The organism is Agathobaculum ammoniilyticum, assembly GCF_025567315.1.
Taxonomy (GTDB): domain Bacteria; phylum Bacillota; class Clostridia; order Oscillospirales; family Butyricicoccaceae; genus Agathobaculum; species Agathobaculum ammoniilyticum.
This window is the reverse complement of record NZ_JAOQJE010000001.1, coordinates 383,569-405,866: the sequence shown is the minus strand read 5'-3', so window position 1 is coordinate 405,866 and position 22,298 is coordinate 383,569. Positions and strand designations below refer to the sequence as shown.

At 56.0% G+C, this 22,298-nt stretch carries 23 protein-coding genes; 8 read left to right on the top strand and 15 right to left on the bottom strand.

Going from position 1 to position 22,298, the window contains the following annotated elements; genetic code table 11:
* The first annotated feature begins 15 nt into the window (after positions 1-15).
* A complete protein-coding gene (locus tag OCV66_RS02030; RefSeq protein WP_054327818.1) occupies positions 16-492 on the top strand; it encodes a MarR family winged helix-turn-helix transcriptional regulator in 477 nt (158 codons plus the stop codon).
* 36 nt (positions 493-528) lie between these two features.
* On the opposite strand, the gene OCV66_RS02025 is transcribed toward OCV66_RS02030, so the two are convergent.
* From OCV66_RS02025 to OCV66_RS02015, 3 genes are read right to left on the bottom strand one after another with little or no spacing between them, the layout of a single operon-like run.
* Complete coding sequence (locus OCV66_RS02025; protein WP_054327817.1) at positions 529-1,194, bottom strand: DUF6320 domain-containing protein; 666 nt, start codon at positions 1,192-1,194, stop codon at positions 529-531.
* The gene (locus OCV66_RS02020; protein ID WP_054327816.1) at positions 1,167-2,474 is read right to left on the bottom strand and encodes a hypothetical protein; all 1,308 of its coding nucleotides are present in this window, start codon (positions 2,472-2,474) and stop codon (positions 1,167-1,169) included. The genes OCV66_RS02025 and OCV66_RS02020 overlap by 28 nt, the downstream gene beginning before the upstream one ends.
* On the bottom strand, positions 2,464-3,402 hold the full coding sequence (locus OCV66_RS02015) for an alpha/beta hydrolase (RefSeq protein ID WP_147573718.1): 939 nt from the start codon (positions 3,400-3,402) through the stop codon (positions 2,464-2,466). The genes OCV66_RS02020 and OCV66_RS02015 overlap by 11 nt, the downstream gene beginning before the upstream one ends.
* Positions 3,403-3,578: 176 nt before the next feature.
* On the opposite strand from OCV66_RS02015, the gene OCV66_RS02010 reads away from it, so the two are divergent.
* A complete protein-coding gene (locus tag OCV66_RS02010; protein WP_054327877.1) occupies positions 3,579-4,370 on the top strand; it encodes an HAD-IIA family hydrolase in 792 nt (263 codons plus the stop codon).
* A gap of 48 nt (positions 4,371-4,418) precedes the next feature.
* Here the strand turns inward: OCV66_RS02010 and OCV66_RS02005 are convergent, their stop codons facing one another.
* From OCV66_RS02005 to OCV66_RS01990, 4 genes are all read right to left on the bottom strand, one after another.
* Positions 4,419-4,865, bottom strand: a complete 447-nt coding sequence (locus tag OCV66_RS02005; RefSeq protein ID WP_107631543.1) for a phosphate-starvation-inducible PsiE family protein — start codon at positions 4,863-4,865, stop codon at positions 4,419-4,421.
* A gap of 158 nt (positions 4,866-5,023) precedes the next feature.
* Positions 5,024-6,448 carry a sodium-dependent transporter gene (locus OCV66_RS02000; protein ID WP_147573717.1) on the bottom strand — a complete coding sequence of 475 codons (1,425 nt, stop codon included), beginning with the start codon at positions 6,446-6,448 and terminating at the stop codon, positions 5,024-5,026.
* A gap of 144 nt (positions 6,449-6,592) precedes the next feature.
* Positions 6,593-8,248, bottom strand: a complete 1,656-nt coding sequence (locus tag OCV66_RS01995) for a tryptophanase (RefSeq protein WP_242977896.1) — start codon at positions 8,246-8,248, stop codon at positions 6,593-6,595.
* Between the two features lie 135 nt (positions 8,249-8,383).
* On the bottom strand, positions 8,384-8,761 hold the full coding sequence (locus tag OCV66_RS01990) for a RidA family protein (protein ID WP_054328573.1): 378 nt from the start codon (positions 8,759-8,761) through the stop codon (positions 8,384-8,386).
* Positions 8,762-9,453: 692 nt separating this feature from the next.
* Here OCV66_RS01990 and OCV66_RS01985 point away from each other — a divergent pair.
* Positions 9,454-9,849, top strand: coding sequence for a helix-turn-helix domain-containing protein (locus OCV66_RS01985; RefSeq protein ID WP_107630582.1), 396 nt, complete (start codon positions 9,454-9,456; stop codon positions 9,847-9,849).
* Positions 9,850-9,899: 50 nt separating this feature from the next.
* Here the strand turns inward: OCV66_RS01985 and OCV66_RS01980 are convergent, their stop codons facing one another.
* Genes OCV66_RS01980 through uxaC form a run of 4 tightly spaced genes read right to left on the bottom strand, consistent with a single transcriptional unit; the run spans position 9,900 to position 14,195 of the window.
* On the bottom strand, positions 9,900-11,201 hold the full coding sequence (locus tag OCV66_RS01980; protein WP_054326063.1) for a TRAP transporter large permease: 1,302 nt from the start codon (positions 11,199-11,201) through the stop codon (positions 9,900-9,902).
* A gap of 3 nt (positions 11,202-11,204) precedes the next feature.
* A complete protein-coding gene (locus OCV66_RS01975) occupies positions 11,205-11,696 on the bottom strand; it encodes a TRAP transporter small permease (protein ID WP_054326062.1) in 492 nt (163 codons plus the stop codon).
* A gap of 16 nt (positions 11,697-11,712) precedes the next feature.
* The gene (locus tag OCV66_RS01970; protein ID WP_147573716.1) at positions 11,713-12,747 is read right to left on the bottom strand and encodes a TRAP transporter substrate-binding protein; all 1,035 of its coding nucleotides are present in this window, start codon (positions 12,745-12,747) and stop codon (positions 11,713-11,715) included.
* A gap of 44 nt (positions 12,748-12,791) precedes the next feature.
* The gene (gene uxaC, locus OCV66_RS01965; protein WP_054326061.1) at positions 12,792-14,195 is read right to left on the bottom strand and encodes a glucuronate isomerase; all 1,404 of its coding nucleotides are present in this window, start codon (positions 14,193-14,195) and stop codon (positions 12,792-12,794) included.
* A 171-nt stretch (positions 14,196-14,366) separates the two neighbouring features.
* On the opposite strand from uxaC, the gene OCV66_RS01960 reads away from it, so the two are divergent.
* Positions 14,367-15,224, top strand: coding sequence for an AraC family transcriptional regulator (locus tag OCV66_RS01960; protein ID WP_242977800.1), 858 nt, complete (start codon positions 14,367-14,369; stop codon positions 15,222-15,224).
* On the top strand, positions 15,221-15,862 hold the full coding sequence (locus OCV66_RS01955; RefSeq protein ID WP_054326060.1) for a manganese efflux pump: 642 nt from the start codon (positions 15,221-15,223) through the stop codon (positions 15,860-15,862). Before OCV66_RS01960 ends, OCV66_RS01955 begins: the two co-directional genes overlap by 4 nt.
* A gap of 85 nt (positions 15,863-15,947) precedes the next feature.
* On the opposite strand, the gene OCV66_RS01950 is transcribed toward OCV66_RS01955, so the two are convergent.
* The 4 genes from OCV66_RS01950 to OCV66_RS01935 form a co-directional block, all read right to left on the bottom strand.
* Entirely contained in the window at positions 15,948-17,279 is a 1,332-nt protein-coding gene (locus OCV66_RS01950; protein WP_054326059.1) for an MATE family efflux transporter, read from the bottom strand.
* Between the two features lie 5 nt (positions 17,280-17,284).
* Entirely contained in the window at positions 17,285-17,755 is a 471-nt protein-coding gene (locus OCV66_RS01945) for a MarR family winged helix-turn-helix transcriptional regulator (RefSeq protein ID WP_107630576.1), read from the bottom strand.
* Between the two features lie 163 nt (positions 17,756-17,918).
* Positions 17,919-18,245, bottom strand: a complete 327-nt coding sequence (locus OCV66_RS01940) for a PTS lactose/cellobiose transporter subunit IIA (protein WP_054326057.1) — start codon at positions 18,243-18,245, stop codon at positions 17,919-17,921.
* Positions 18,246-18,548, bottom strand: a complete 303-nt coding sequence (locus OCV66_RS01935; protein WP_054326056.1) for a PTS sugar transporter subunit IIB — start codon at positions 18,546-18,548, stop codon at positions 18,246-18,248. It lies immediately after the preceding gene.
* Positions 18,549-18,632: 84 nt separating this feature from the next.
* Here OCV66_RS01935 and OCV66_RS01930 point away from each other — a divergent pair, with 84 nt between their 5' ends.
* The 3 genes from OCV66_RS01930 (at position 18,633) to OCV66_RS01920 (ending at position 22,297) form a co-directional block, all read left to right on the top strand.
* The gene (locus OCV66_RS01930) at positions 18,633-19,352 is read left to right on the top strand and encodes a MurR/RpiR family transcriptional regulator (protein ID WP_159068025.1); all 720 of its coding nucleotides are present in this window, start codon (positions 18,633-18,635) and stop codon (positions 19,350-19,352) included.
* Between the two features lie 211 nt (positions 19,353-19,563).
* Positions 19,564-20,967 (top strand): family 4 glycosyl hydrolase, encoded by a 1,404-nt coding sequence (locus OCV66_RS01925; protein ID WP_054326054.1) that lies wholly within the window; start codon positions 19,564-19,566, stop codon positions 20,965-20,967.
* A gap of 31 nt (positions 20,968-20,998) precedes the next feature.
* Entirely contained in the window at positions 20,999-22,297 is a 1,299-nt protein-coding gene (locus tag OCV66_RS01920; protein WP_107630575.1) for a PTS sugar transporter subunit IIC, read from the top strand.
* The last annotated feature ends 1 nt before the right edge of the window (position 22,298 follow it).

Here is a 22,298-nt window from a genome sequence, read left to right as displayed (position 1 = left end):
AAGGAGCGCCCCTCAATGGAGCACCAGGCCATCACCATTCTCCGCTATATTTCCCTGCTACAGCGCAACACGCGCCGCTATTTCGATCTCATGCTCGAACAGGACCAGATCGGCAGCGGGCAGCAGTTTTTCCTGCTCCGTATTTTTGAGAATGACGGAATCAGCATGCAGGATCTTGCCCGTCTTGGCAGCTTTGACAAGGGTACGGTAACGCGCGCGGTGCAAAAGCTGGTCATCGAGGGCTACGTCCGCACGGAAGCCGACCCGCAGGACAAGCGCGTGCGGCATATCTACCTGACCGAACGGGCGCGTCCCCTGATCGACCATGTTTACCAGATCCGCGATTACTGGACCGAGGCGCTCACCCGCGGCCTGCGGGAGGAGGAGAAGCAGCGTCTCTTGGGCGCGCTACGGGATATGGCGGAGCGCTCCTCCGCCATGCTGGAAGCGCTGAGCGGAGGGGAAACCGATCCCGCCTTTCCCCTGTCATAAAAAGACGGCTTACGCCGTCTTTTTTCTTTTCCCGCGTTACAGGTGGAACCGGCGCTGCAGCTCGGCCTTGATCGTCTGCCACTGGAACAGCAGCAGCGCAGCCAGCAGCACAACCGCCAGCCCCGTACAGACCAAGGAGGGCAGCTTGACCTTCGCCACGCCACACGCCACCAGCACTGCAGGTACGATGCCCAGCACGCACGCCCCGATAAACGGTCCTGCAAACGCGCGCACCGGCATTTTGAACAGCACGGCAAACAGCAGCATTGCCAGCAGGCCGACCGCGCATACGCAGGGCAGGACAAAATCGGCCGACCAGCCGCGCCAGCCGGTCCAAATGTCCCAAAGCACGCTCAACGCTGGGATCAACAGCACCTGCCAGCCGATATTCTGCGCAATATCCCGCCGGTAGGCAATGCCAACCGCCGCGGCCGACCACACGCACGCCGCGCCCACCGCGACGAATATCCACCACCAGTCATCCATGCCCAGAGCCAGGTTGACCAGCAGGCACACCACGGTCACGGCGATCGCCAGCAGACCCAGCAGCCGCAGCGCAAAGCTGCCGGTGAACCGCGGCTTCTCGAGCGATGGGAACACCTCGGTATCCGGTTCGGGCGTACCGGAAAGCCGGCCGCCGCACAGTGGGCAGCAGGCTTTGTGTCCGGCAACCGTTACCTTGCAGTTGGGGCATCGCTGCATAGCGCATCCTCCTCCTCGTGATACTCGTTGCTGCGGATCTCCACATCGATCCCCTCGCCGACCAGCAGCTCGAAAAAACGGCGCTGAACCTCGGTATTCTCAAACGCGGAGGTAAAGCCGAAATGCAGGCTGTTCCCAAAGGAGCAGGTGCAGAGCTGGGTTGCGTGGGTGGACATGAACACGCCGAACCCGCGCACGAACGGGTGCAGCGCCTCGGGCAGCCGGAATTTTCCCACGTTGGACAAAACCGCGGTCTCGCCCCGTTCCGCAATATCGCCGGAAATGCGGAGTACCGGATTTTTCAGTACCAGCGGGATCGGCCGCAGCACCGGATTATGTTCCAGCGCCGCCAGCTTATTCATGCGTGCGCCCAGCCGTTCAGGCGTCAGCTCGTCGCGGAACGACTGCGCCACGCACGCGATAATATCCGGCAGCGTGCCGTCCCGACGGGAAAAGTCGTACCCCACCCGTATCGTGCCGAAAAAGTTGCGCGTTGTGTGCGAGGGGAAAAAGCCGCGCAGGTCGACTGGGATGGTCAGCACGACCGGCCGCTTTTCATGCCGTACATACATCTCCCCGTGAATGGCGGCAAACAGCGCCGCGGCCAGGTAAACGGTCAGCGTGGCGCCATATCGGTGCGCCGCGTCCAGCACCTGCCGCACATCCGCAACGCCCTCCAGGATCATAAGCGCACCATCCGGCCGCTTTGCGCCCCGCAGGCGGTACGCCTTACCCGCGGAACGCTCGGCCGCACTGCCGCCGTGCGGCCTGTAATACTTCTGGAAGCTGTCCGACCCGCGCTGGAAGACCGAGGCCTGAGGCTGTCCGTCCACACCGGCCTCCGGATGGCGCAGCGCCAGGTACGCGGTCACCAGCGCCTCAAAAAAGCCGATCGCCCCCGCCCCGTCCGCAAGCACATGGTACATATCCAGACTGGCCTTGCGCCGCCAATAGCTGACGCGGAACAGCAGCGACTTGCTGCCGTTATACAGCGGCGCGCAGGGCGGCGCATGCTCCGGCTCTACTGACGGACGCAGCGGCGTCTGCTCCAGGTAGTACCAGAAAACGCCGCGCCGCATGACCATCAGCAGGTGCGGGTACTGCATCAGCGTGCGGTCGAGCGCCTCCTGCAGCACGTCTGGCGCGACCGGCTCGGTGAATTCGCAGGAAAGGCGGAACACACCGGTATCCGACCCATGCGAGGTGGGCGGGAATATCTTGGCCGCGTTGTCCAAACGGCTCCAGCTTAGTGTTTTTCGGTTTTGTCTGTTATCCGGCATGAGCGCTGTCTCCATTCAGGAAATGATCGATCATATCATAGGTACGCCGCACCAGCTTGAACCGCATGGGAAGCGAAAAATACCCGTGCAGCGCGCCCGGCATGCGGTAAAGCATGACTGTATTGCCTGCGTCCCGCAGCGCGCGGGCATACGCCTCGCCCTCGTCACGCAGCGGGTCATACTGCGCGGTGATCACCAGCGTGCGCGGCTGGCGGGACAGGTCCGCCGCCAAAAGCGGTGCGAAATACGGGTCGTTGAGCTTTTGGGGGTCGCCGCCCGCGTACAGTTCCATATAGTCGCTCACCCGCTTGGCGGTGAGCAGGTAATCCGTCCCGTTTTCCCGCACCGAGTCGAAGCGCGTGTGCGGGGAATGGTCGTTGTACGTCGCGGGGTAAATCAATATCTGCTGCGCGACCGTAAACTCCCCCCGATCGCGCGCCATGAGCGAAACGGCGGCCGCGAGATTGCCCCCCGCCGAATCGCCGATCAGGGTAATCTCCTGCGACCGTACGCCGAACAGCTCCGGATGCCGGTATACCTCGCGCGCGGCAGCGTAGCAGTCCTCCAGCCCCTCTGGGAACGTATGCTCGGGCGCCAGGCCATATTCCACCGACGCCACGCGGCAACCCGTTTTCCGCGCAAGGCTGCGGCACACGCTGTTATAGGTGTCCACGCTTTCCAGCACCCAGCCGCCGCCGTGAAAAAACAGCAACAGGCGGCTGTCCGTCTGTTTTTTGGGAGAGTAGATGCGCACGCGCACCTCATGCCCGTCCCGCTCGACCCTGCGGTCCCACAGCTGGTACAGCGGCGAAAGCGGCGTCCGCAGCCCGCGCAACACGCGCTCTACCTTATAGGTCCTGCCCACATCGATATTCGCGGCATAGCTGAGGGTATGCAGCGCCGCGCGCATCGCCTTGCTGATCGCCATTCGGCTTCCCCCTCCCGTTTTCCATAGTATCAGTATACCACGCTTTCCGATACGCGCAAAGCCCCTTGTTTTTTTACACGGAATTAACAGTTTCCCCTGCGTTTCCCCTTGACGCGGCCGCCGTCCGTTAGGCATAATAGAACGTGGAAAGCATGCTTTCCGGAAAGGTGATCTTTATGAACGATACGCTTTCGCTGCTCCGCTCCAAAAAAGGCTTTATCTGCGATATGGACGGTGTCATCTATCACGGCAACCGCCTGCTCGACGGGGTTCCCTCATTCGTCGAGTGGCTGCAAAAGGAAAATAAGAGCTTCTTGTTCCTGACCAACTCTTCCGAGCGCTCGCCGCTCGAGCTGCAGCAAAAGCTCGCCCGTATGGGGCTGGAAATCGGGGAGGAGCATTTCTATACCTCCGCGCTCGCGACCGCAAAATTTGTCGCCAGCCAGAAGCCCGGCGCTTCGGCGTATGTGATCGGCGCGCCCGGCCTGGTCGGCGCGCTGTACGAGGCCGGCATCGTGATGAACGACGTGGATCCGGACTATGTCATCGCGGGCGAAACCAATACCTACAACTATCAGACCATCCTCAAGGCGGTCGATCTGGTGAACAAGGGCGCACGCCTGATTGCGACCAACTCCGACCTGACCGGTCCATCCGAACAGGGTATTATCCCCGCGTGCCGCGCGCTGGTTTCTCCGATCGAGCTGGCCACTGGCAAACAGGCCTATTATGTCGGCAAGCCCAACCCGCTGATGATGCGCACCGGCCTGCGTCTGCTGGGCGTGCATTCGCATGAGGCGGTCATGGTCGGCGACCGCATGGATACCGACATTGTTGCCGGCATCGAAACCGGCCTGGATACCGTGCTGGTGCTTTCCGGCTGCACCACGCGCGGGGATGTGGAAAACTATGCATACCGTCCGCACTATATTCTGGACGGCGTCGGCTGTATCCCGCCGCAAGAATAACCTCTGAAGAAAAAAATACCGCGGTGCAAGGCCGCGGCATTTTTGAATTCAAATATGATATTCGATTTCGTGTTCCTGTTCTTTTTCCTTTGCTTTTTTTTCGTCGCGCTTTTTCTTAGGGCCGTCCAGGTGGGAAATATACAGGTATTTCCGAATCACGAACAGCGCGCCTACCGCCAGAACCGCCAGCATATTTTCCAGCGGGGAGGTATGCTCCACCACCATCTGGCGCGCGACCGCCAGCAGCATCACATCAACCACCGAATCAATCGTATAGCTCGTGATCATCTTGATCAACTCGATGCCAATAATAATCAGGCAGGCGTCGCTCAAGCGGGCCTGTAAGTAATCCGGCACGGAAAACAGCAGTTGAATGTCCGTTGTGAAAACAATGCCCAGGCTGGATACTACACAGGCGATCAGGATGATCAGCCCAAGCGTGATTTCGATTACGGTTGCCGCATTTGATATCTTGTCTCGAACGTCAGATCCCATGTTTCTCTCCTTTTCTTTTTTCTCTTTTTCCTCATTTCCGGCTGGTTTTTTTGTTCCGGCATTTTAATTATAACATGAATCAACCGCCGTCTGCAACAGGCGGCGGTTGATTTCGCGTGGGAAAAGGGGGGAACAACGATTAACAAGGCTGGCGTGAATCAGCCGATACCGCCATAGAATGCGCCCAGAATCAGGGCGAGCAGTGCCAACGGCACATAAACAAATTTGCCGAGTGTGTGGAACCAGTCGCCTACGCGCTTCTTCGCGCCCTCGCTGACCGCGTCCATCGCAGTCTCTTTCTTGAGTACCCAGAAGAACATAATGCCGGCCAGCATCGCGCCAAGCGGGCAGATGTAGATCGAAACAACGTCCATCCACTGAGAAGTCCACGGCTGGATAGAAAGCGATACCAGCGCGCCGATCACACCGATCGCAGCCACGGCCGCGACGCGGTTGAACTTGAACTTCTCCTGCAGGAACGCAACTGGCGCTTCATATAGGTTAACGATCGAGGACACACCCGCGAACAGCACGCAGATGAAGAAGATCAGGCCGATGATGCGGCCGCCGGGCATCGCATTGAACACGTTGACAAGGTAGACGAACATCAGGCCAGGGCCGCCATTCACATCGTTGATCCCAGCACCCAGCACGACCGCCATGGCCGGAATGATGACAAACGCGGCCAGCAGCGCCGCCAGTGTATCGAACACCGCCACATTGCGCGCGGAACCCGGGATATCCTCCTTTTTGCTCAAATACGAGCCGTAAATCACCGAGCCGTTACCCGCGACGGAGAGCGAGAAGAACGCTTGGCCGAATGCGAACACCCATACCTCAACACTCGCCAACCCTGCGGGATTGATCGTGAATATGTATTTGTAGCCCTCGGACGAGCCATCCAGCGTGGCGATGTAAATGCCTAAGCCAAGGAACAGGAAAAACAGCACCGGCATCATGACCTTGTTGGCCTTTTCAATGCCGCCTGCAACGCCCATCGCCATGATCGCCATGGAGACGACCAGACCAATGAGCTGCCACACGCCGTTACCGATTCCAAACAGGCCGCTCGAGAACATCGCACCGACAGACTGCACAAACGAAAACGCTTCTCCGTTTGCGTTCGTCAGCGTGGCCGAGGTTGCGTCAAACGCAGGGCCGATGATGCTCATGTCCTGCCCCATCGCAAACAGGCCGCCTGAGATAGCAAGCCAAGTATACTTAAAGATCCAGCCAAGCACAACCGTATAGCCAATGGCCAGCATCAAAGCGCCGATAATCGGAATCGCACCGATCAACTCACCAGGACGCCGTTTACCGGTGCGCTCCTCGGTACACATGCCGAAAGCGCCTACCGGTCCGGCCGCCGCGCGGCGGCCAAGCGCGAATTCCTCCATAACGCCGGAGGAGGCGATCAGGATCACAAAAATAAAGTATGGGATCAAAAAGGTCATGCCGCCGTATTTCTGCACCATGATCGGGAAGCGCCAAATGTTTCCCATACCGACCGCAGAACCGATACAAGCTAAAATAAATCCCCATTTGCTTGAAAAGCCATCGCGTTTGGTCTCTTCATTACTCATAATTTGCACCCCTTTTCTTTTTCGGTTGCCCCCAAAGAACAAGGCCGCGGAAACTATTCAGTTATCCGCGGCCCGATTCATCACACTTGCCCTGCGCGCTTTCCACGCGGCGCAGGTTACGCCCAGATTTTCATACGGATGAGCTTACTTCTCTTCGTTGGGGTAGGGCTCGAGGAAGGCATGGAAGTGACGCATCGGCAGCTTGTGGCCCCAAACGATGCGCATGTTCGGGATGGACTCGCGATCCTCATACAGCGCCTTGACCGCCGCGATGACGTAATCCAGATGCTCTTGGGTCAGACGGCTGCGGTCGATCGCGAAGCGGACCACGTTCGCCAGCTCAGCCTGCTGCTCAGGGGTCTTGAGGTCGTATTCCATGGAGTAGTCGCCCAGTTCGGAAACACGGATGCCGTAGCGGCGGATCAACTCCAGCGAGAAGCCCTCGCCCGCGAAGGTATCGTGGCCGCGCTTGCCGTCGAAGAACTCATCCATGTTGATGTACACCGCGTGGCCGCCGGCCGGCAGCACGACGCCCTTGACGCCCGCCTTGTAAAAGCCCTCGGCCAAGTAGTTGCACTGTGCAACGCGCTCGTTCAGGTAGTTGAAGTCGCAGCTCTCGTACAGGCCGACCGCCAGCGCCATGATATCACGGCCCGACATGCCGCCGTACGAATCGTTGCCGTAGCAGGAGATCTGCTTGACCTTCAGCGTAACGCCGACATCGGTGATGATGTTGCCGTTCTCGTCAAAGTCGGAGAAGTTCTTCCAGAACAGGCCCTTGTCGCGGAACGCCAGCATGCCGCCCATGTTGGCGTGGCCGTCCTTCTTGGCAGACATGGTGAACGCGTCGCAGTACTGGAACATCTCGGTCGCGATCTCCGCGATGGACTTGTCGGCGTAGCCCTCTTCGTTCATCTTGATGAAGTAGCAGTTCTCCGCCCAGCGCGCTACGTCGAATACCAGCGGGATATTGTACTTATGCGCAACGCGGTTGATCTCCTTGATGTTCGCCATGGAAACCGCCTGGCCGCATACCGGATTGTTCGTGATGCAGCAGAATACCAGCGGCACGTTTTCCGGACCGACGCCCTGGATGAGCTGCTCGAGTTTCTCGATGTCCATATTGCCCTTGAAGGGGTTCTTCTCGTAGCGGCCGCCTTCGGGTACTTCGTACAGCAACTCCTTGTTGTACAGGTTGCGCGGGATCGAGCCCATCTGCTTGATGTTGCCCTCGGTCGTGTCAAAGTGGCCGTTGGACGGGATGGTGAACTTCTTGCCCGGGTATCGGCGGGCCAGAATATTGCGGACAATCTCCATCAGCACGGACTCCGCCGCGCGGCCCTGCTGGATGATAAAGGCGTTCGGACGCTCCATTTGCTTGGCGCCGCCGTTGAACAGCCCGCCCTCGTACTCGCACAGGTATACCTCGTTCATCATCTTCTCTACGTCGCGGCAGTCCGTGCGCACCAGGTCGATGATCTTCTTCCAGTTCTTCTCGCCCCCGCGCTCAAAAATGTCGCGGAAGGTATCCAGCAGTACATAATACCCCGTGTTGCGGCCGTACGCCTCGTCGCCCAGAAACAGCGACGCCCACTGGTGGTTGGTCATCGCGGTGGTACCCGAGTCGGACAGCATATCGACCGTCAGCATAGCGGCCGGAAACGCGAACTCGTTCCAGTGCGTCGCGTTCAGCGCGCGCTCGCGCTGCTCGATCGTGACTTCGGGGATGTCACGAACAGCGAACGTATAGTGATGCGGTGCAGGTACATCCAGCGGATAGTGAGCCATTTTTTTGTCCATATTTATTACCTCCAATTGATCACGGCGCGGTATGCGCCTTTTGTTAGAGGATACCCCGGTCATCGTATGCCGGCCTGCGTCTCCGGCGTCGCGACTGGCGGACAGTACCTTACAAGGGGAACAGGGGGAAAACGCTTACAGGGCCGCGATGACTTCGATCTCTACCAGGGCGTCCTTCGGCAGGCGCGCCACCTCGACCGCCGAACGGGCTGGGTAACCGCCTTCACCAAAGAAGGTGGCGTATACCTCGTTCATGGCACCGAAGTTGTTCATGTCGCTCAGGAACACCGTGGTCTTAATCACGCGGTCCATCCCGACCCCCGCTTCCGCAAGTATCGCCTTGACGTTCGTCAGAGACTGTCTCGTCTGCTCTGCGATCCCTTCCGGAAAGCTTCCTGTCGACGGGTCGATCGGCAGCTGGCCCGATGTGATCACCAGCCCATCCACCGCTACCGCCTGTGCATACGGCCCGATCGCCGCCGGCGCCCGTTCCGTATTTATCTCCTTTTTCATCTTTCACCCTCCTCCTTCGTTTTTTCTGAGATTATTTTATTATGAGGAGAATTATTTGTCAAGGTGTTTTATGCAATTTGTATAAATATATAAATTTTTTTTGTTTATTTAGTGATATATTGCACGTAATTGGTGATCTGCGATAAAAAAAATTTGTTTGTTTGCGCAAAACTGTAAAAGGTTGGGCAGCCAAGTGGTGCTTGCAGGAAAGGGAAGGCGTTTACTCTTTCACAGCGCGATGAAAAAAGAGGGAAAAACGGTCGTTAAGATACCGTATAGAAATGCGGCTAACCTGCCAATTTCCTTAAGGTCGCTTGACTTGCTGTTTTATTGATGCTATTTTTGTACCGCTGGGATAAGCGGTGGAGTCTGTCATAGAACCCCTTTGCGGTTTCTATTTATTCGCAGCAGTTTAGATGATTGGGGAGGGTGCGCCGCCTTTCCTGATAGAATGAGCAGGCCCTCCCACCTTGAGGTCCTGCTCATTTTTTGCAACTGGATAGAGCGGTGCAAATGCGGCCGCATACTTCAAACCAGTGTTGTGTCAGGAAGCGGATATCCGCAGTCTGTTCGGAATATTAGAGAAGCGGCTGCCGGTGTTAAGACGGCGTTTGTGGAATCAGCCCCTCTTTTGTGCGGCTGCGTGCAACTATCTGTATTAAGAAGAAAAGCTAAGTCGAAAGGGTGGTCGTATGGAAAAGGGAAGAAAAACCACGTTGGAAGAGCGGATAGAAATTGTAAGCTACTGCATCGCGCATGGAAAAGACTATGCACTGACAATAAAAGAATACCATGTTTCCTATTATCAGATTTATGGATGGCTGCGGAAGTTTGAGGCCGAGGGTCCAAAAGGCTTGCTTGACCGACGCGGCAGGCGGAAGGATATGCTGCCGGTAAGCGAAATCGCGCAGCTCTCCGAGCGTCGCCTGAACACAGGAACGGGAAAAACACGGGGCAGTGCGGAGGCGTCTGCCGCCGATGGAACGGCAGCAGGCGGCGAGGAACTCTCCCAGGAAAAGCGCGGCGAGATAATCGATATCCGGCTGCGCATCCAGTCCGAGCTTTTGGAAAAGCTCTCGGAGGTATAAAATAAAAAACAGAAAACCACGGTTTTCCGCGGTTTTCTGTTTTTTTCCGTTTATAGCAAGCCGGCGGCCATAGGCAGTCCCAAACTGATGAAAGGAACATAAGTGACCAGCAACAGGCCGACCAAAATAGCGACGTAATACCATAGCATATAGGGCATGACGCCGGATAGCGTCGATCGTCCTACCTTGATTGCGACGAAAAGCGTGTTGCCGACTGGCGGAGTGATATTGCCGATGCACAGGTTGTAGACCAAAATCAGGCCGAACTGTACAGGATCCATACCAAAGGTCTTGACAACCGGCAGGAACAGCGGCGTGAAAATCAGGATCGCCGGCGTAACGTCCATGAACGTACCGGCAATGAGCAGGATGACGTTCATGATCAGCAGGATGATGATGGGGTTCTGCGTCAGGCCGAGCAGGGCCTCGGAGATTGCCTGCGGGATCTGGGTGAATGCCATGACCCAGCCGAGAATGTTGGATACGCCGATCAGGAAGACGACCATGCCGCTCATTTTCGCACTGTCCACAACAATGTTCCAGAAGGATTTTAAGGTGATGTTGCGGTAACAGATGCCCAGGATCAGTGCGTAGACGACCGCGATGGCCGAGCCTTCGGTTGCGGTGAAGATGCCGCCGACGATACCGCCGATGACAACAACGATCAGAGAAAGCGAAGGAATGGCGCGTAATGTCGCAACGCCAAGGTTTTTCCAGTCAAATTTTCCTGGGATGCCTTTATAACCTTTTTTGGTAGCGATGATTACGGCAACAACCATACAGCAGAGCGCCCAAATGATGCCGGGGATATAGCCCGCCAGGAACAGAGCGGCTACAGAGGTGCCGCCCGCGGCAAGAGAATAGGTAATCAGTGCGTTGGACGGGGGAATCAAAAGGCCGGACGGGGCGGAAGCGCCGTTCGTGGCGGCGCAGAGCGCCTTGTCGTAGCCCTGCTCCTCTTCGCCTTTTTCCACCATGCTGCCGACCGCAGCGGCCGCCGCGGAAGCGGAACCCGAGATCGCGCCGAACAGCGCGTTGGCGCCGATATTGGTCACGAGCAACGCGCCGGGTAGCTTGCCCAGTATCGCCATAACAAAATCCACCAGGCGTTTAGCGATGCCGCCCTGGTTCATCAGGTTGCCGGCGAGGATAAAGAAAGGAATTGCGGTCAGGCTGAATTTACTCATGCCGACAAAGATACGCTGTGCGCCGGTAACGACCGATACGTCAAGCGAAACGGTCTGCAAAATCGCGACTAGGGACGCGATACCAATGGAATACGAGATCGGTACGCCGACGATTAGCAGTACTGCCAGCACGCCGATGATAATCAGCAAGGATTCAATAGCCATAGTTTATGCCCCCTCCTGTTTTGTTTCTGTGCCGTTTTTGCAGATATCGGCAATATTCAACACGGTATAGATCATGTTCAACACGCCGCAAAGGGGAAGCACGACATAGAATACGCCGACAGCGATGCCGAGCGACGAGGTCATCTGTCCCAAGGCAAGCTGGGAGATCTGCACGCCGCCATAAACCAGAATGATGGCGGAGAAAGCAAAGGCGACCAGCTCGCCGAGGATACCGAGCGTTTTCTGCATGCCCGCGCCCACGCGCTCTACGACGATCGGGATATTCATATGGCCGCGCTCGCCCGTAATTAGGGACGCGCCCAAAAGGCTGGCCCAAGCAAACAGGTAGGAAACCAGCTCCTCAGACCAGGGAGAGGGATCCTGCAGCACATAGCGGGTGAAGACCTGCCAGCAGGTCAGGACGACCATTGCGATAAAGCTTACGCCGGCAAGCACATTGAGCAGTTTGGTGAGTACATTTCTCAGCGCTTTCATTTTTCTGACACCTCCCTCAGGACTCAGTCGACGGGTACTGCTTGTTATAAGCCTGTATTGCGTCATAAATAGGCTTCAGGTCAGGGTATTGCTCGAGCATGGCGTCGTGCATCGGCGCGCAGGCCACCTGGAATGGCGCCGTGTCGGGATAGATGAAATGGACACCCTGCTCGTTTTCCGCGCGGTCCTTAGCGTTTTCGACCGCGGTTACCCACTCTTCCCGCTGAACCTGGTTGACCAGCTCGAAGCCCTCGTCGAAGACCGCGCGCTCCTCCTCGCTCAGCCCGTCAAGGAATGCGATATTGCCGATCAGGATATCCGGTATCATCTGGTGCATGTCGTAGGAATAATATTTGCACACGTCGCCGTGACCGTTGTCGGTCAGGGCCATTTCGTTATTTTCCGCCCCGTCGATGATCTTGGACTGGAGCGCGGTGTAAACATCGCCGAAGCCCATCGGGGTGGCGGAGCCACCCAGCAGGCTCATCATCTGCACGTTGGTGGGGGATTGCTGCACGCGGATCTTCAGGCCTTTCAGGTCGGCGGGGGTCTCGATCGGCTTATCGACCGTATAGAAGTTGCGCGTACCCGCATCCAGCCAGGTCACGGCCTCAAAGCCCGCCTGTTTGGTGGATTCGAAAATCGGGCCGGTAATGGCTTCGTCGTCCATAGAGGCGTGGTACGCTTCGCTGGAGGCGAACAGGTAAGGTAGGTTGAACAGTGTGTAGTTATCGCTGAAGGTTTCCAGCAAGGAATTGCTGGCCACACAGAAGTTGATGGCGCCCGTCTGGGTCAACTGCACCATTTCGTTCTGCGAGCCGAGCAGCTCGCTGGGGAAAACCTCGACGTCATACTTGTCGCCGAGCTTGCTTTCGATGAACTCCTCAAAAGCAACAAGCGCAAGATGCGTCGGATGGTTGGTGGATTGGTTGTGACCAATTCGGATGATTTCCCGCTGGTCTGCGGCCGAACTGTTACCGCAGCCTGCGAGCGCGCCGAGCATCAGCGTTGCAGACAATGCCAGCGCCGCCGCACGAAATCTTTTTTTCATAAGCGTCTCCCTTTTATTCTTTCAGTTGCCGCAAGATAATGCACTTATTCCAGCCCGATATACTGCCAGATATTATTGAAGCAGATATCCTCAATGATTTTGCCGATACCGTCGTAATCCGCGGGCGCCATGCCGGAGGCAATCCATCCGCCGACCAGCTCGCACAGCACGCGGCGGAAATATTCGTGGCGCGGATAGGAAAGGAACGAACGGCTGTCCGTGAGCATGCCGACAAAGCGGCTGAGCACGCCAATATTGGCTAGGCTCTTGAGTTGGGCGGTCATACCGTCGAAATGATCGTTGAACCACCAGGCGGAACCGAACTGGATTTTGCCCGCCGTGCTTTCGTCCTGGAAGCAGCCCGCTGCGGCAATGAGCTTGTCGTTGTCCGCTGCGTTGAGCGTGTAGAGGATGGTGCGGGGCAGCTTGCCGCGTACCGCCATACGGTCGAGTAGGGCGGCGAGCGAAGCGGCGGGGATGGTATCGCCAATCGAGTCGCAGCCGATATCCACGCCGATCGAGCGGAAGCGCTGCGTGTTCAGATTGCGGATCGCGCCGATATGGAGCTGCATAGCAAAGCCCTTGTCCGCATACAGGCCGCCCAGGAAGTCCATGATAGCCGACTGATAGGCCGCGACCTCGTAATCGAGCAGCTGCTCGCCGGCCAGCGCCTTGGACATGGCCTCCTCCGCCGCGCCTTCATCCCAGACGGTGAAATCGGGCGCGCCGAACGAATGGTCGGATAGGCGGCAGCCGCATGAGGCAAAATACTCTACACGGGCGGCCAGCGCCTGCTTGACGTCGTCAAGCGTGCGGACGTAAATTCCGGACGCGGCGCCCAGCTTCTGCAGATAGGCGGGATAGCCAGCGGAAAGGATATCCAGCGCTTTTTCCGGACGGAAGGTAGGCAGCACCTTGGTTGTAAAGCTGTTGTCCTCCGCCAGCAGACGATGGTAGCGCAGGTCATCAACCGGATCGTCCGTCGTACAAAGGGCGCGTACATTACTTTCAGAGATCAGGGACCGTGCCGCGCCATCCGGACTTTTCAGCTTGCTGTTCGCGCGCTCCCACACCGAATCGGCGGTTTGGCTGCTCAGCAGCTCGTCAATGCCGAAGAAGCGCTTGAGCTCCAGATGGGACCAGTGATAAATGGGGTTCCCAATGAGGCAGGGCATAATCGCAGCGAAGCGGTCGAACTTGTCCCGATAGCTGGCGTTTCCGGTGACGTATTTCTCCGGCACGGCGTTTGCGCGCAGGACACGCCACTTGTAGTGGTCCCCCGCAAGCCAGGCCTCGCCGATATCCGAGAACTGCTTGTTTTCGTAGATCTCTGCCGGGCTGAGGTGGCAGTGATAATCGAAAATCGGCATGCGCTCCGCATGCTCGTGATACAGCCTGCGTGCGGGCTCTGTGGTCAGGAGGAAATCGTCGTGAATGAAACCTTGCATCTGTAAAACCTCTCTTTCTGAATATAATATCGGGGAAATGATTTCTTTTTCCCTCTTTTTGTACTCTTATTATACCGTTTTGCAAAAGTCGATTCTCGGGATATCCTGCTTGAAATATGGTGAATATTGCTATATAATATAAACACATACAAAAGAGGGGAGGAGAAATTGTTGGATTTGCATAAAGATATTTTTACTCAAAGACAAACGATGGAGCGGACGGATTTTGAATGCTATCACTATCTGGACGTTGTTCCTCCCGAGGTGGATTTCCATGAGCATGCGTTCTATGAGATTTTCTTTTTCCTGTCCGGCGAGGTGTCCTACAGCATCGAAGGCCGCACCTATCAGCTGCGGCCGGGGGATATCCTGCTCACGGATAATCGGGATATTCACAAGCCGGACATTCGAAAAGGCAGGCCGTATGAACGCTTTGTGATCTGGATCCATCCGGATTTCCTGGCGCAGACTGCGGGGAAAGGCGCGGACCTGACCGCTTGCTTTACGGATGCGAGCCAGAAAAAGTACAAGCTGATCCGGCCGGAGAGCAATGTGCTTTCGCGGCTGAAAGGGATCTGCGAAAAAATGCTGCACAGTCGGGACGAGGAGGAGTTCGGAAGCGGCACGCTTTCGGCAATCTACCTGCTGGAATTTCTGGTTTACCTCAATCGCGCCTATTTTGCCACGCCGGACGCTATTCGAAAGGATGTCACGGAAAATGAAAAAATAAACGAGGTCGTGGCCTATATTAACGATTATTTTTCGGATAATTTGACACTTGACCGTTTGGCGGACGTGTTTTTTATCAGCAAATCCTATCTGGCGCATCAATTTAAGCTCTATACGGGGCTGACGCTCTATCAATTCATTATAAAGAAGCGCCTGACGGTTGCGCGCAACATGCTGTGCGAGGGGGTGCCGGTCATGACCGCCTGCATGCAGTGCGGGTTTAACGATTACTCCAATTTTATCAAGGCGTTCAAACGGGAATTTGGGCGCAATCCTAAGGAGTTTATCCGGAAAAAGTGAGGAAGGAACCGATCGGTTCGTTCCGCAATAAAATGCCTTACGGAAGCGTATTGCGTTTTTCGGGAAAGGGTGTTTTTGTGCGGATACAGATGCTTTCGGTTTTGGCTTTTTCCGCAGCGGCAAGCGCGGACAGCCTGGTCGTGGGGTTATCCTATGGGTTGCGGAAAATAAAGGTCGACTGGAAATCCAATCTTGTGGTGGCTCTGCTGTCACTCGCGGGGACAGTCTGCTCCATGATTTTAGGGCGGATGCTCCTGCCGGTGCTGCCTGACCGGTTTGAAAATGTATTGGGTGGCGGTATTATCATGGGCATCGGACTGTTCAGCCTACTGCGGCCCTGGTTTTCCCAAAAGGGAAAGGATGGCAGGGAGCGTGTTCCGCGTGCATTGACGCTGAAAAGCACCCTGCTTTTGGGCGCGGCGCTGGCGGTAAACAACATTGGGCTTGGCGTGGGCGCCAGCATTACCGGCATGCGGCTCGTTCCAACGGCGGCCTGCGCCTTTTTATGCAGCCTGCTGTTCTTTTTCGGCGGGAATTGGATCGGCGGCCTGCGGGAAGGCGGCACAATCGGATGGTTAGCCGAACCCGTGGCTAATCTGCTGATGGTCGGGCTGGGGATATTTGAAATTCTGGTGTGAACGGACATATGGGCGCATATTACCATGAAGAAGCAGAACAGAGGGGACTTTCGTCCCCTCTGTTCTGCTGTATGGAAATGCTGCCTTACAGGTAATGGTATTTGTGCCGCTGCATCATGAAAAAGCACACGGCAATGCAGGCGCCGAGCGCCTCAGCGGCGATGACCGAGGTCCATACGCCGTCCAGGCCGAGCCAGATCGGCATGAGAAGAACCAAGCCGCCGCGCAGCACCAGGGAGCGCATGAACGAGATAAATGCGGAAATGATGCCGTTGGAGAGCGCGGTAAAAAACGCGGAGGCGTAGATGTTGATGCCGCAGAAAAAGTAACAGAGTGCAAACAAGCGGAAGCCATGTACCGTCATATCAAGCAGGTCGGCGTCGTACCCCACAAAGGCAAAGGACAGGGGGCGGCTGAGCAGTTCGGAAATCAGCACCATGACGACCGAGGTGACCGCGATGATGGTGATGCTTTTGCGGAAAACATTTTTCAGCTCGCTGTGGTTGGCAGCGCCGTAATGATAGCTGACGATTGGCGCGCTGCCGACCGAAAAGCCGAGGAACGCAGCAATAAAGACGAAATCCACATACATCATGACCGAATGCGCCGCTACGCCCGCCTCGCCGATGATCCGCATGAGCTGGATATTGAACAGGATACCCACGATGGAGGCGGAGATATTGCTCATCAGCTCGGAGGAGCCGTTGGTGCAGGTGTGTAGGAACTCCTTGGGATAAAACTGCGTTTTGGACAGACACAGACGGTCGGGAGACGCACGGAAAAAGTAGACCAGCGGGATCAGACCGCCGACACAGTATCCTGCCACCGTGGCCAGCGCCGCGCCTACAACGCCCATCTCAAAAACGGCGATAAACACATAGTCGAGCACCATGTTGGTCAGGCCGGCCGAGATGGACAGCACAAGCCCCATGTGCGGCTTTTCCGCAACGACCAAAAAGCTTTGGAACGAAACCTGCAGCATAAACGCTGCACTGCCGAGCATCATGATGCGGCCGTATGCAATACAATCGTCCATCAGCAGGTCGCTGGCGCCGGACAGCCTCGCGATCGGCTCAATAAAAATCGCGCAGGCGACGGACAGGATTACGCCTAAGATGATTACGCTGTAAATAATCATGGAGAAATAGCGGTTGGCCAGCTCATGGTCGCCCTCGCCCAGCGTGCGCGCGACGATCGCGCTGCCGCCCGTGCCGAGCATGAATCCGGCCGCGCCGATGATCATGGTGGCGGGGAAAATAATATTGACCGCTGAAAGCGCCAGATCCCCTACAAGATTGGAGACAAAGAGCCCGTCGACCACGCTGTAAATGGAAGCGACGATCATCATGACGATGGATGGAAGGGTGAAGCGCAGCAGCTTTCGGTAACTGAAGTGATCGGAAAGTCTGATTTGCATAAAAGTTATCCTCCAAAAGATTTTCCGGATAAAAGCCTGCATGCCTCCTCGCGCAGCAGGTTCAGGTGTTTTTGCCCAAGGGAAAGGATCGCGGCGCGCTCTGATGCCGAAAGACGAAGAAAAGCCCGTTCCTCCATCTTGAACACATTATCGACCGTGCGCATGGCAAGCGCAAGACCGGCTTCGGTCAAGTGGATATTTTTGCTCCGGCGGTTGCCGGACGCACATTCCAGACGGATATAACCATCCGCTTCCAGAGATTTGAGCGCGGAGTTGACGGTCTGCTTGCTGAGATAGAGGGTATTACATAACTCGGTCTGGGTAAGGGGGCGGCCCTCTTCCCGCAGCACATAAAGGATCCAGCACTCACTGTCGGAAATACCGTAATGCTTGGAAAGCAGACGGTAAAGCTGGTTGCTTTCCTTTTGCAGGCCATTATAGATTCGGCTGAATTCCGGATAAGAAATCGAGTCCATAGGGCAAGCTCCTTTCATGTCCGAAACCGGACTGTTTGTTATTGTAGTCCGATTTCGGATAATTGTCAAGGAAATTTTTCAAGTTTTTGCAGGCGAAAATAAAAAGCAGCCTTTCCGCACTTGTTTGTGTGGAAAGGCTGCTTTTCTGTTTAACGGGTGGGCCTTATTTCTGCAGGCGCCGGTACAGTTCGATCAACTGCTCGGCAAGGATGCGAGTGGATTCCGCCATGGCAAGTTGATCCTCTGCGTGGACCAGCGTCAGACGGGTCAGCAGGCCGTTTTCGCTGTTGACCTCTTCCTGGATCAGATCAAAATGGGCGTTGTGCGCCTGCAGGTATTCTTCGTTTCCCCGTTCGACAGCGGCCTCAGCCTGGGGGAAATCGCCGCTTTTTGCGTACTCAACCGCTTCGAGGAAATCGCTTTTCGCCGCGCCGCTGAATGAGATGAGCTGGAAACAGGCCTGCTCAAGCTGCTCCTGTGTAATTGCCATTTACTTGTCTCCCATGTGCTTTTTGATATCGTTATAAACTTTTTTGCCGTCCATCGTGCCGTAAGCCATCATATCGATGACCTCGACCGGCTTGCCCTCCGCCATTTCCTCGATGCGGCTCTTGAGATAGCGGACCTGCGGCCCGAGCAGGATGATGTCGGCCTTGCCGACATGCTCGCGCGCCTTGATTTCGCTGGCGGCCCATACGGTCATTTCGCAGCCATCCTCCTTGGCAGCGGCCGCAATCCGGTCGCATAGCATGCCGGTCGACATGCCCTGCGAGCAAAGCAGTAATACGTTCATAAATGAAAAGCCTCCTCTGTTATTTTTCGACACAATATGTTATACTGATAAGAACAGCAGAATAATGAAATGGGGGTGCTGTTGGTGAATTTGATCGATCTGTCCAAACGGCATTTGCTCAACGAAACTGAGCATAGGGTGCTGGAGCAGATACTTGACGCGGTGGAACATGATACGAAAATCAATATCCGTTCGGTCGCGCAGCAGTCCTATGTGTCCACGACCACGGTTATCAAGCTTTCCAAAAAGCTGGGATACCAAGGCTACAGCGATATGATCTATTCGCTCCGCCGTCATGCGGAGGAGGAGCGGAATGCCGCGGCCGGAATCGACCTGACAAGCATTTTGGAAACCGTGGATGAAGCGCGCATTGAAGCCTTTGCAAATGAGATTCTGCGGTGTCGGGACAACTGCATTTTTATCGTGGGGCTTGGCTTTTCAACGATCGCCTCGTCATACTTTATGCGTCGGCTGGCGACACTGGGCATTCTTGCGTACGACGGCGCGCCGGTTGATATGATGCGGGGCGGAGACCAGCCCAGCCTGACGCTGATTCTGTCTAAGAGCGGGGAAACGCGCGACCTGGTGGACGTAGCCCTGCATGCGCAGACCTTGCGGCACAAGCTGTATACCATCACGGCGCATGGGGATTCCACGCTGGGACGCATGAGCGACAACTGCCTGGTGATACGGACCGGAGGGTCGGTAGCGTATAACGTTCCTGATTTCTTTATCGGGCGGACGATCATCCTGTTCGAATATATCCTGTCCCGTCTGGTGGATCGGCTGCAGCAGGAAAGCTGACCGATATGACTGCTATTTCTATTTTAACAGGCGGGAACGCGGGCTGCAACCGCGGCGGAAAAATCGGAAACATGTTTTTTATACAGTTGACAAATTTTTTATTCATTTGAAATGCTTGAAAAAAAGCCCGTATTCTTTATGCTTAAAGACATGAAAGGAATACGGGCTTTTTGTGCCCTAATATAAGGATATAAAAGGAGGAGTGGCTGTCATGAAGCAATTTTCGATTGTGATCGCAGGCGGCGGCAGCACCTATACGCCGGATATGCTGGAGATGCTTTGTCTGGTGCGGGAGCATTTTCCGCTTCGCCGGGTCGTGCTGTATGACAACGACGCGGAAAGGCAGGAGCATATCGGCCGTTTTGGCGAAATACTTTACCGCGAATACTATCCGGAGGCTGAATTCGTCTATACAACAGATGAGGAAACCGCGTTTACGGATATTGACTTTGCGCTTGTGCAGATTCGGCCGGGCGGCTTGAAAATGCGCGAAATGGATGAGAAAATCCCGCTGAAATACGGCGTGATCGGCCAGGAGACCTGCGGCCCCGGCGGTTTTGCCTACGGGATGCGCTCGGTCCCTGCGATGATCGAGCTGGTGCGTGCGATCCGCCGCTGGTCGCCGGAGGCATGGATCCTCAATTACTCCAATCCGGCCGCTATTGTCGCGGAGGCGACCAAGCGCGTTTTTCCGGATGATTTCCGCCTGATCAACATTTGCGATATGCCGATCTCGATCATGGATATTTTTTGTCCGCTGGCCGGCGGGCGCAAGCGGACCGATGTGGAACCGCGTTATTATGGGCTTAACCATTTCGGCTGGTTTACCGCTATGTATGATAAAAAAACGGGCGAGGATGTACTGCCGGAGATACTGGAAAAGCTCAAGCGCGGCAACTGCGACGATGAGCTTGGCTTTTCCGGCAAAAACGACGCCTACTGGAATTTCACGTTCAAGCATCTGGAAAAAATGGTGCAGGATTTTCCGCACTCCCTGCCGAATACCTATCTGCAATACTATTTGTACCCGCAGACCATGGTTTCGCATACCGATCCCAATTATACCCGTGCGAACACCGTTATTGACGGGCGGGAAAAGCGCGTAAAGGCGTACTGTGACGAGATTATGTCCCTGGGGAAGATACGCGGTACAAAATTTGACCTGGATCGGAAATACAGCGCGGGTTCGCATAAAAATGCAGACGGCGAATTTGAATCCGCGACGATCGCGCACAATGACGCGCATGCGACCTACATTGTGGAACTGGCAATGAGCATTGCCTATAACCAAAACGAAGTATTCCTGCTGATGGTTGAGAACAACGGCATTGTCCCCAACCTGTCGGATGGGATGATGTTGGAGGTCGCCTGCCGCGTGGGGGCGCGGGGCGGCGAGCCGCTGCGGATACAGCCTGCAGGGACTTTCGAAAAGGGCCTGCTGGAAGGGCAGTACGCCTATGAAAAGCTGACGGTGGACGCGGCGCTCGAAGGCTCTTACCAAAAGGCGTTACAGGCGCTTGTCGTCAACCGCACGGTGGTGGATACCGACTTGGCGCGCAGGATTTTGGACGAATATATCGCGGTCAACGGGGAGCATTTCCCTGTTTTGAAATAGATATAAACCAGAAAACCGAGGGGGAACAAAAATGAGTAAAATGACGGGATTTATGGAGACGCATCTGATGCCGCTGTCGCAGAAGCTCTCCAGCAATAAGTATCTGGTCGCGCTGCGCGACGGCCTGATGCTTTCCATGCCGCTGTTGATTATTGGATCGATCGCCGTTGTCATCGGCGACTTCCCAGTGCAGGCTTTCCATGATTTCATGGCCTCTATCGTGGGTGACGTATGGTATTCCTGGTGCTGGGATATGGTCAATCCGGCGACGATGGGCCTGGTAGCCCTGTTTGCGGTGGTCGGCGTATCGCACAGCCTCGCGTCGGAGGAGGAGGTCGAGCCGCTGCCCGCAGTCGCGATCTCGATCTCGGCCTACTTCCTGCTGCTGCAGCAAATGGAGGAGGGCGGCTATGCCGCGTCGAGCTTTGAATCGGGCGGGCTGTTTACCGCCATGCTCACCGCGTTGCTGGCGACCAAGCTGTATGCGGTGCTGCTGAAAAAGAATGTGAAAATTAAGATGCCCTCCACGGTGCCGAGCTTTGTGTCCCGGCAGTTTGAGGCGCTTATTCCGGCAACGGTGATCGTTGTCCTGTTCCTGTTTATCCGCCTGGTCTTTGCAGCGACACCGTTCGGCACTGTGACGAACTTCATCGTGACCATGATCCAGATGCCGCTGACCGATATCGGTACGACGCTGATTGGCACGCTGTTTATCACCATACTGAACTCTATCCTGTGGTTTTTCGGCATCCATGGCACGGCGGTCATCGACTCGTTCATGGGACCGCTGTGGTATGCGGCGCGTTTTGCCAACTTTGATATGTTTCAGGCTTCTGTTACTGCGGCGCGCCAGTATATCGTGACGCAGGATTTCGCCAACCACATCATCTTCCTAGGCGGCACGGGCAACACGGTGTCGCTGGCGGCGATCATGGCGTTCAAATGCCGCTCCAAGCGCATCAAGTCGTTGGGCAAGCTCAGCTTGCTGCCGGGCATCTTTAACGTCAACGAGCCGGTTATCTTTGGTCTGCCGATGGTACTCAACCCGATGATGGCCCTCCCGTTTTTCATTGTGCCGCCTGTCACTGTGCTGATTTCCTTCTGCGCCATGTATTTCGGCCTGGTGCCGTATCCGACGGGCGTGACCGTGCCGTGGACGCTGCCCGCGCCGTTCGGAGGCTGGATGATGTGCAACGACTGGCGCGGCGGCGTGCTGCAGTTGGTGGTGCTGCTGATCGGCGGTCTGATCTATTACCCGTTCATTACGGCGCTGGATAAGCAGTATCTGAAGGAAGAACAGGCTGCGCCGGCCGAAGAGATCGGGGGATAAG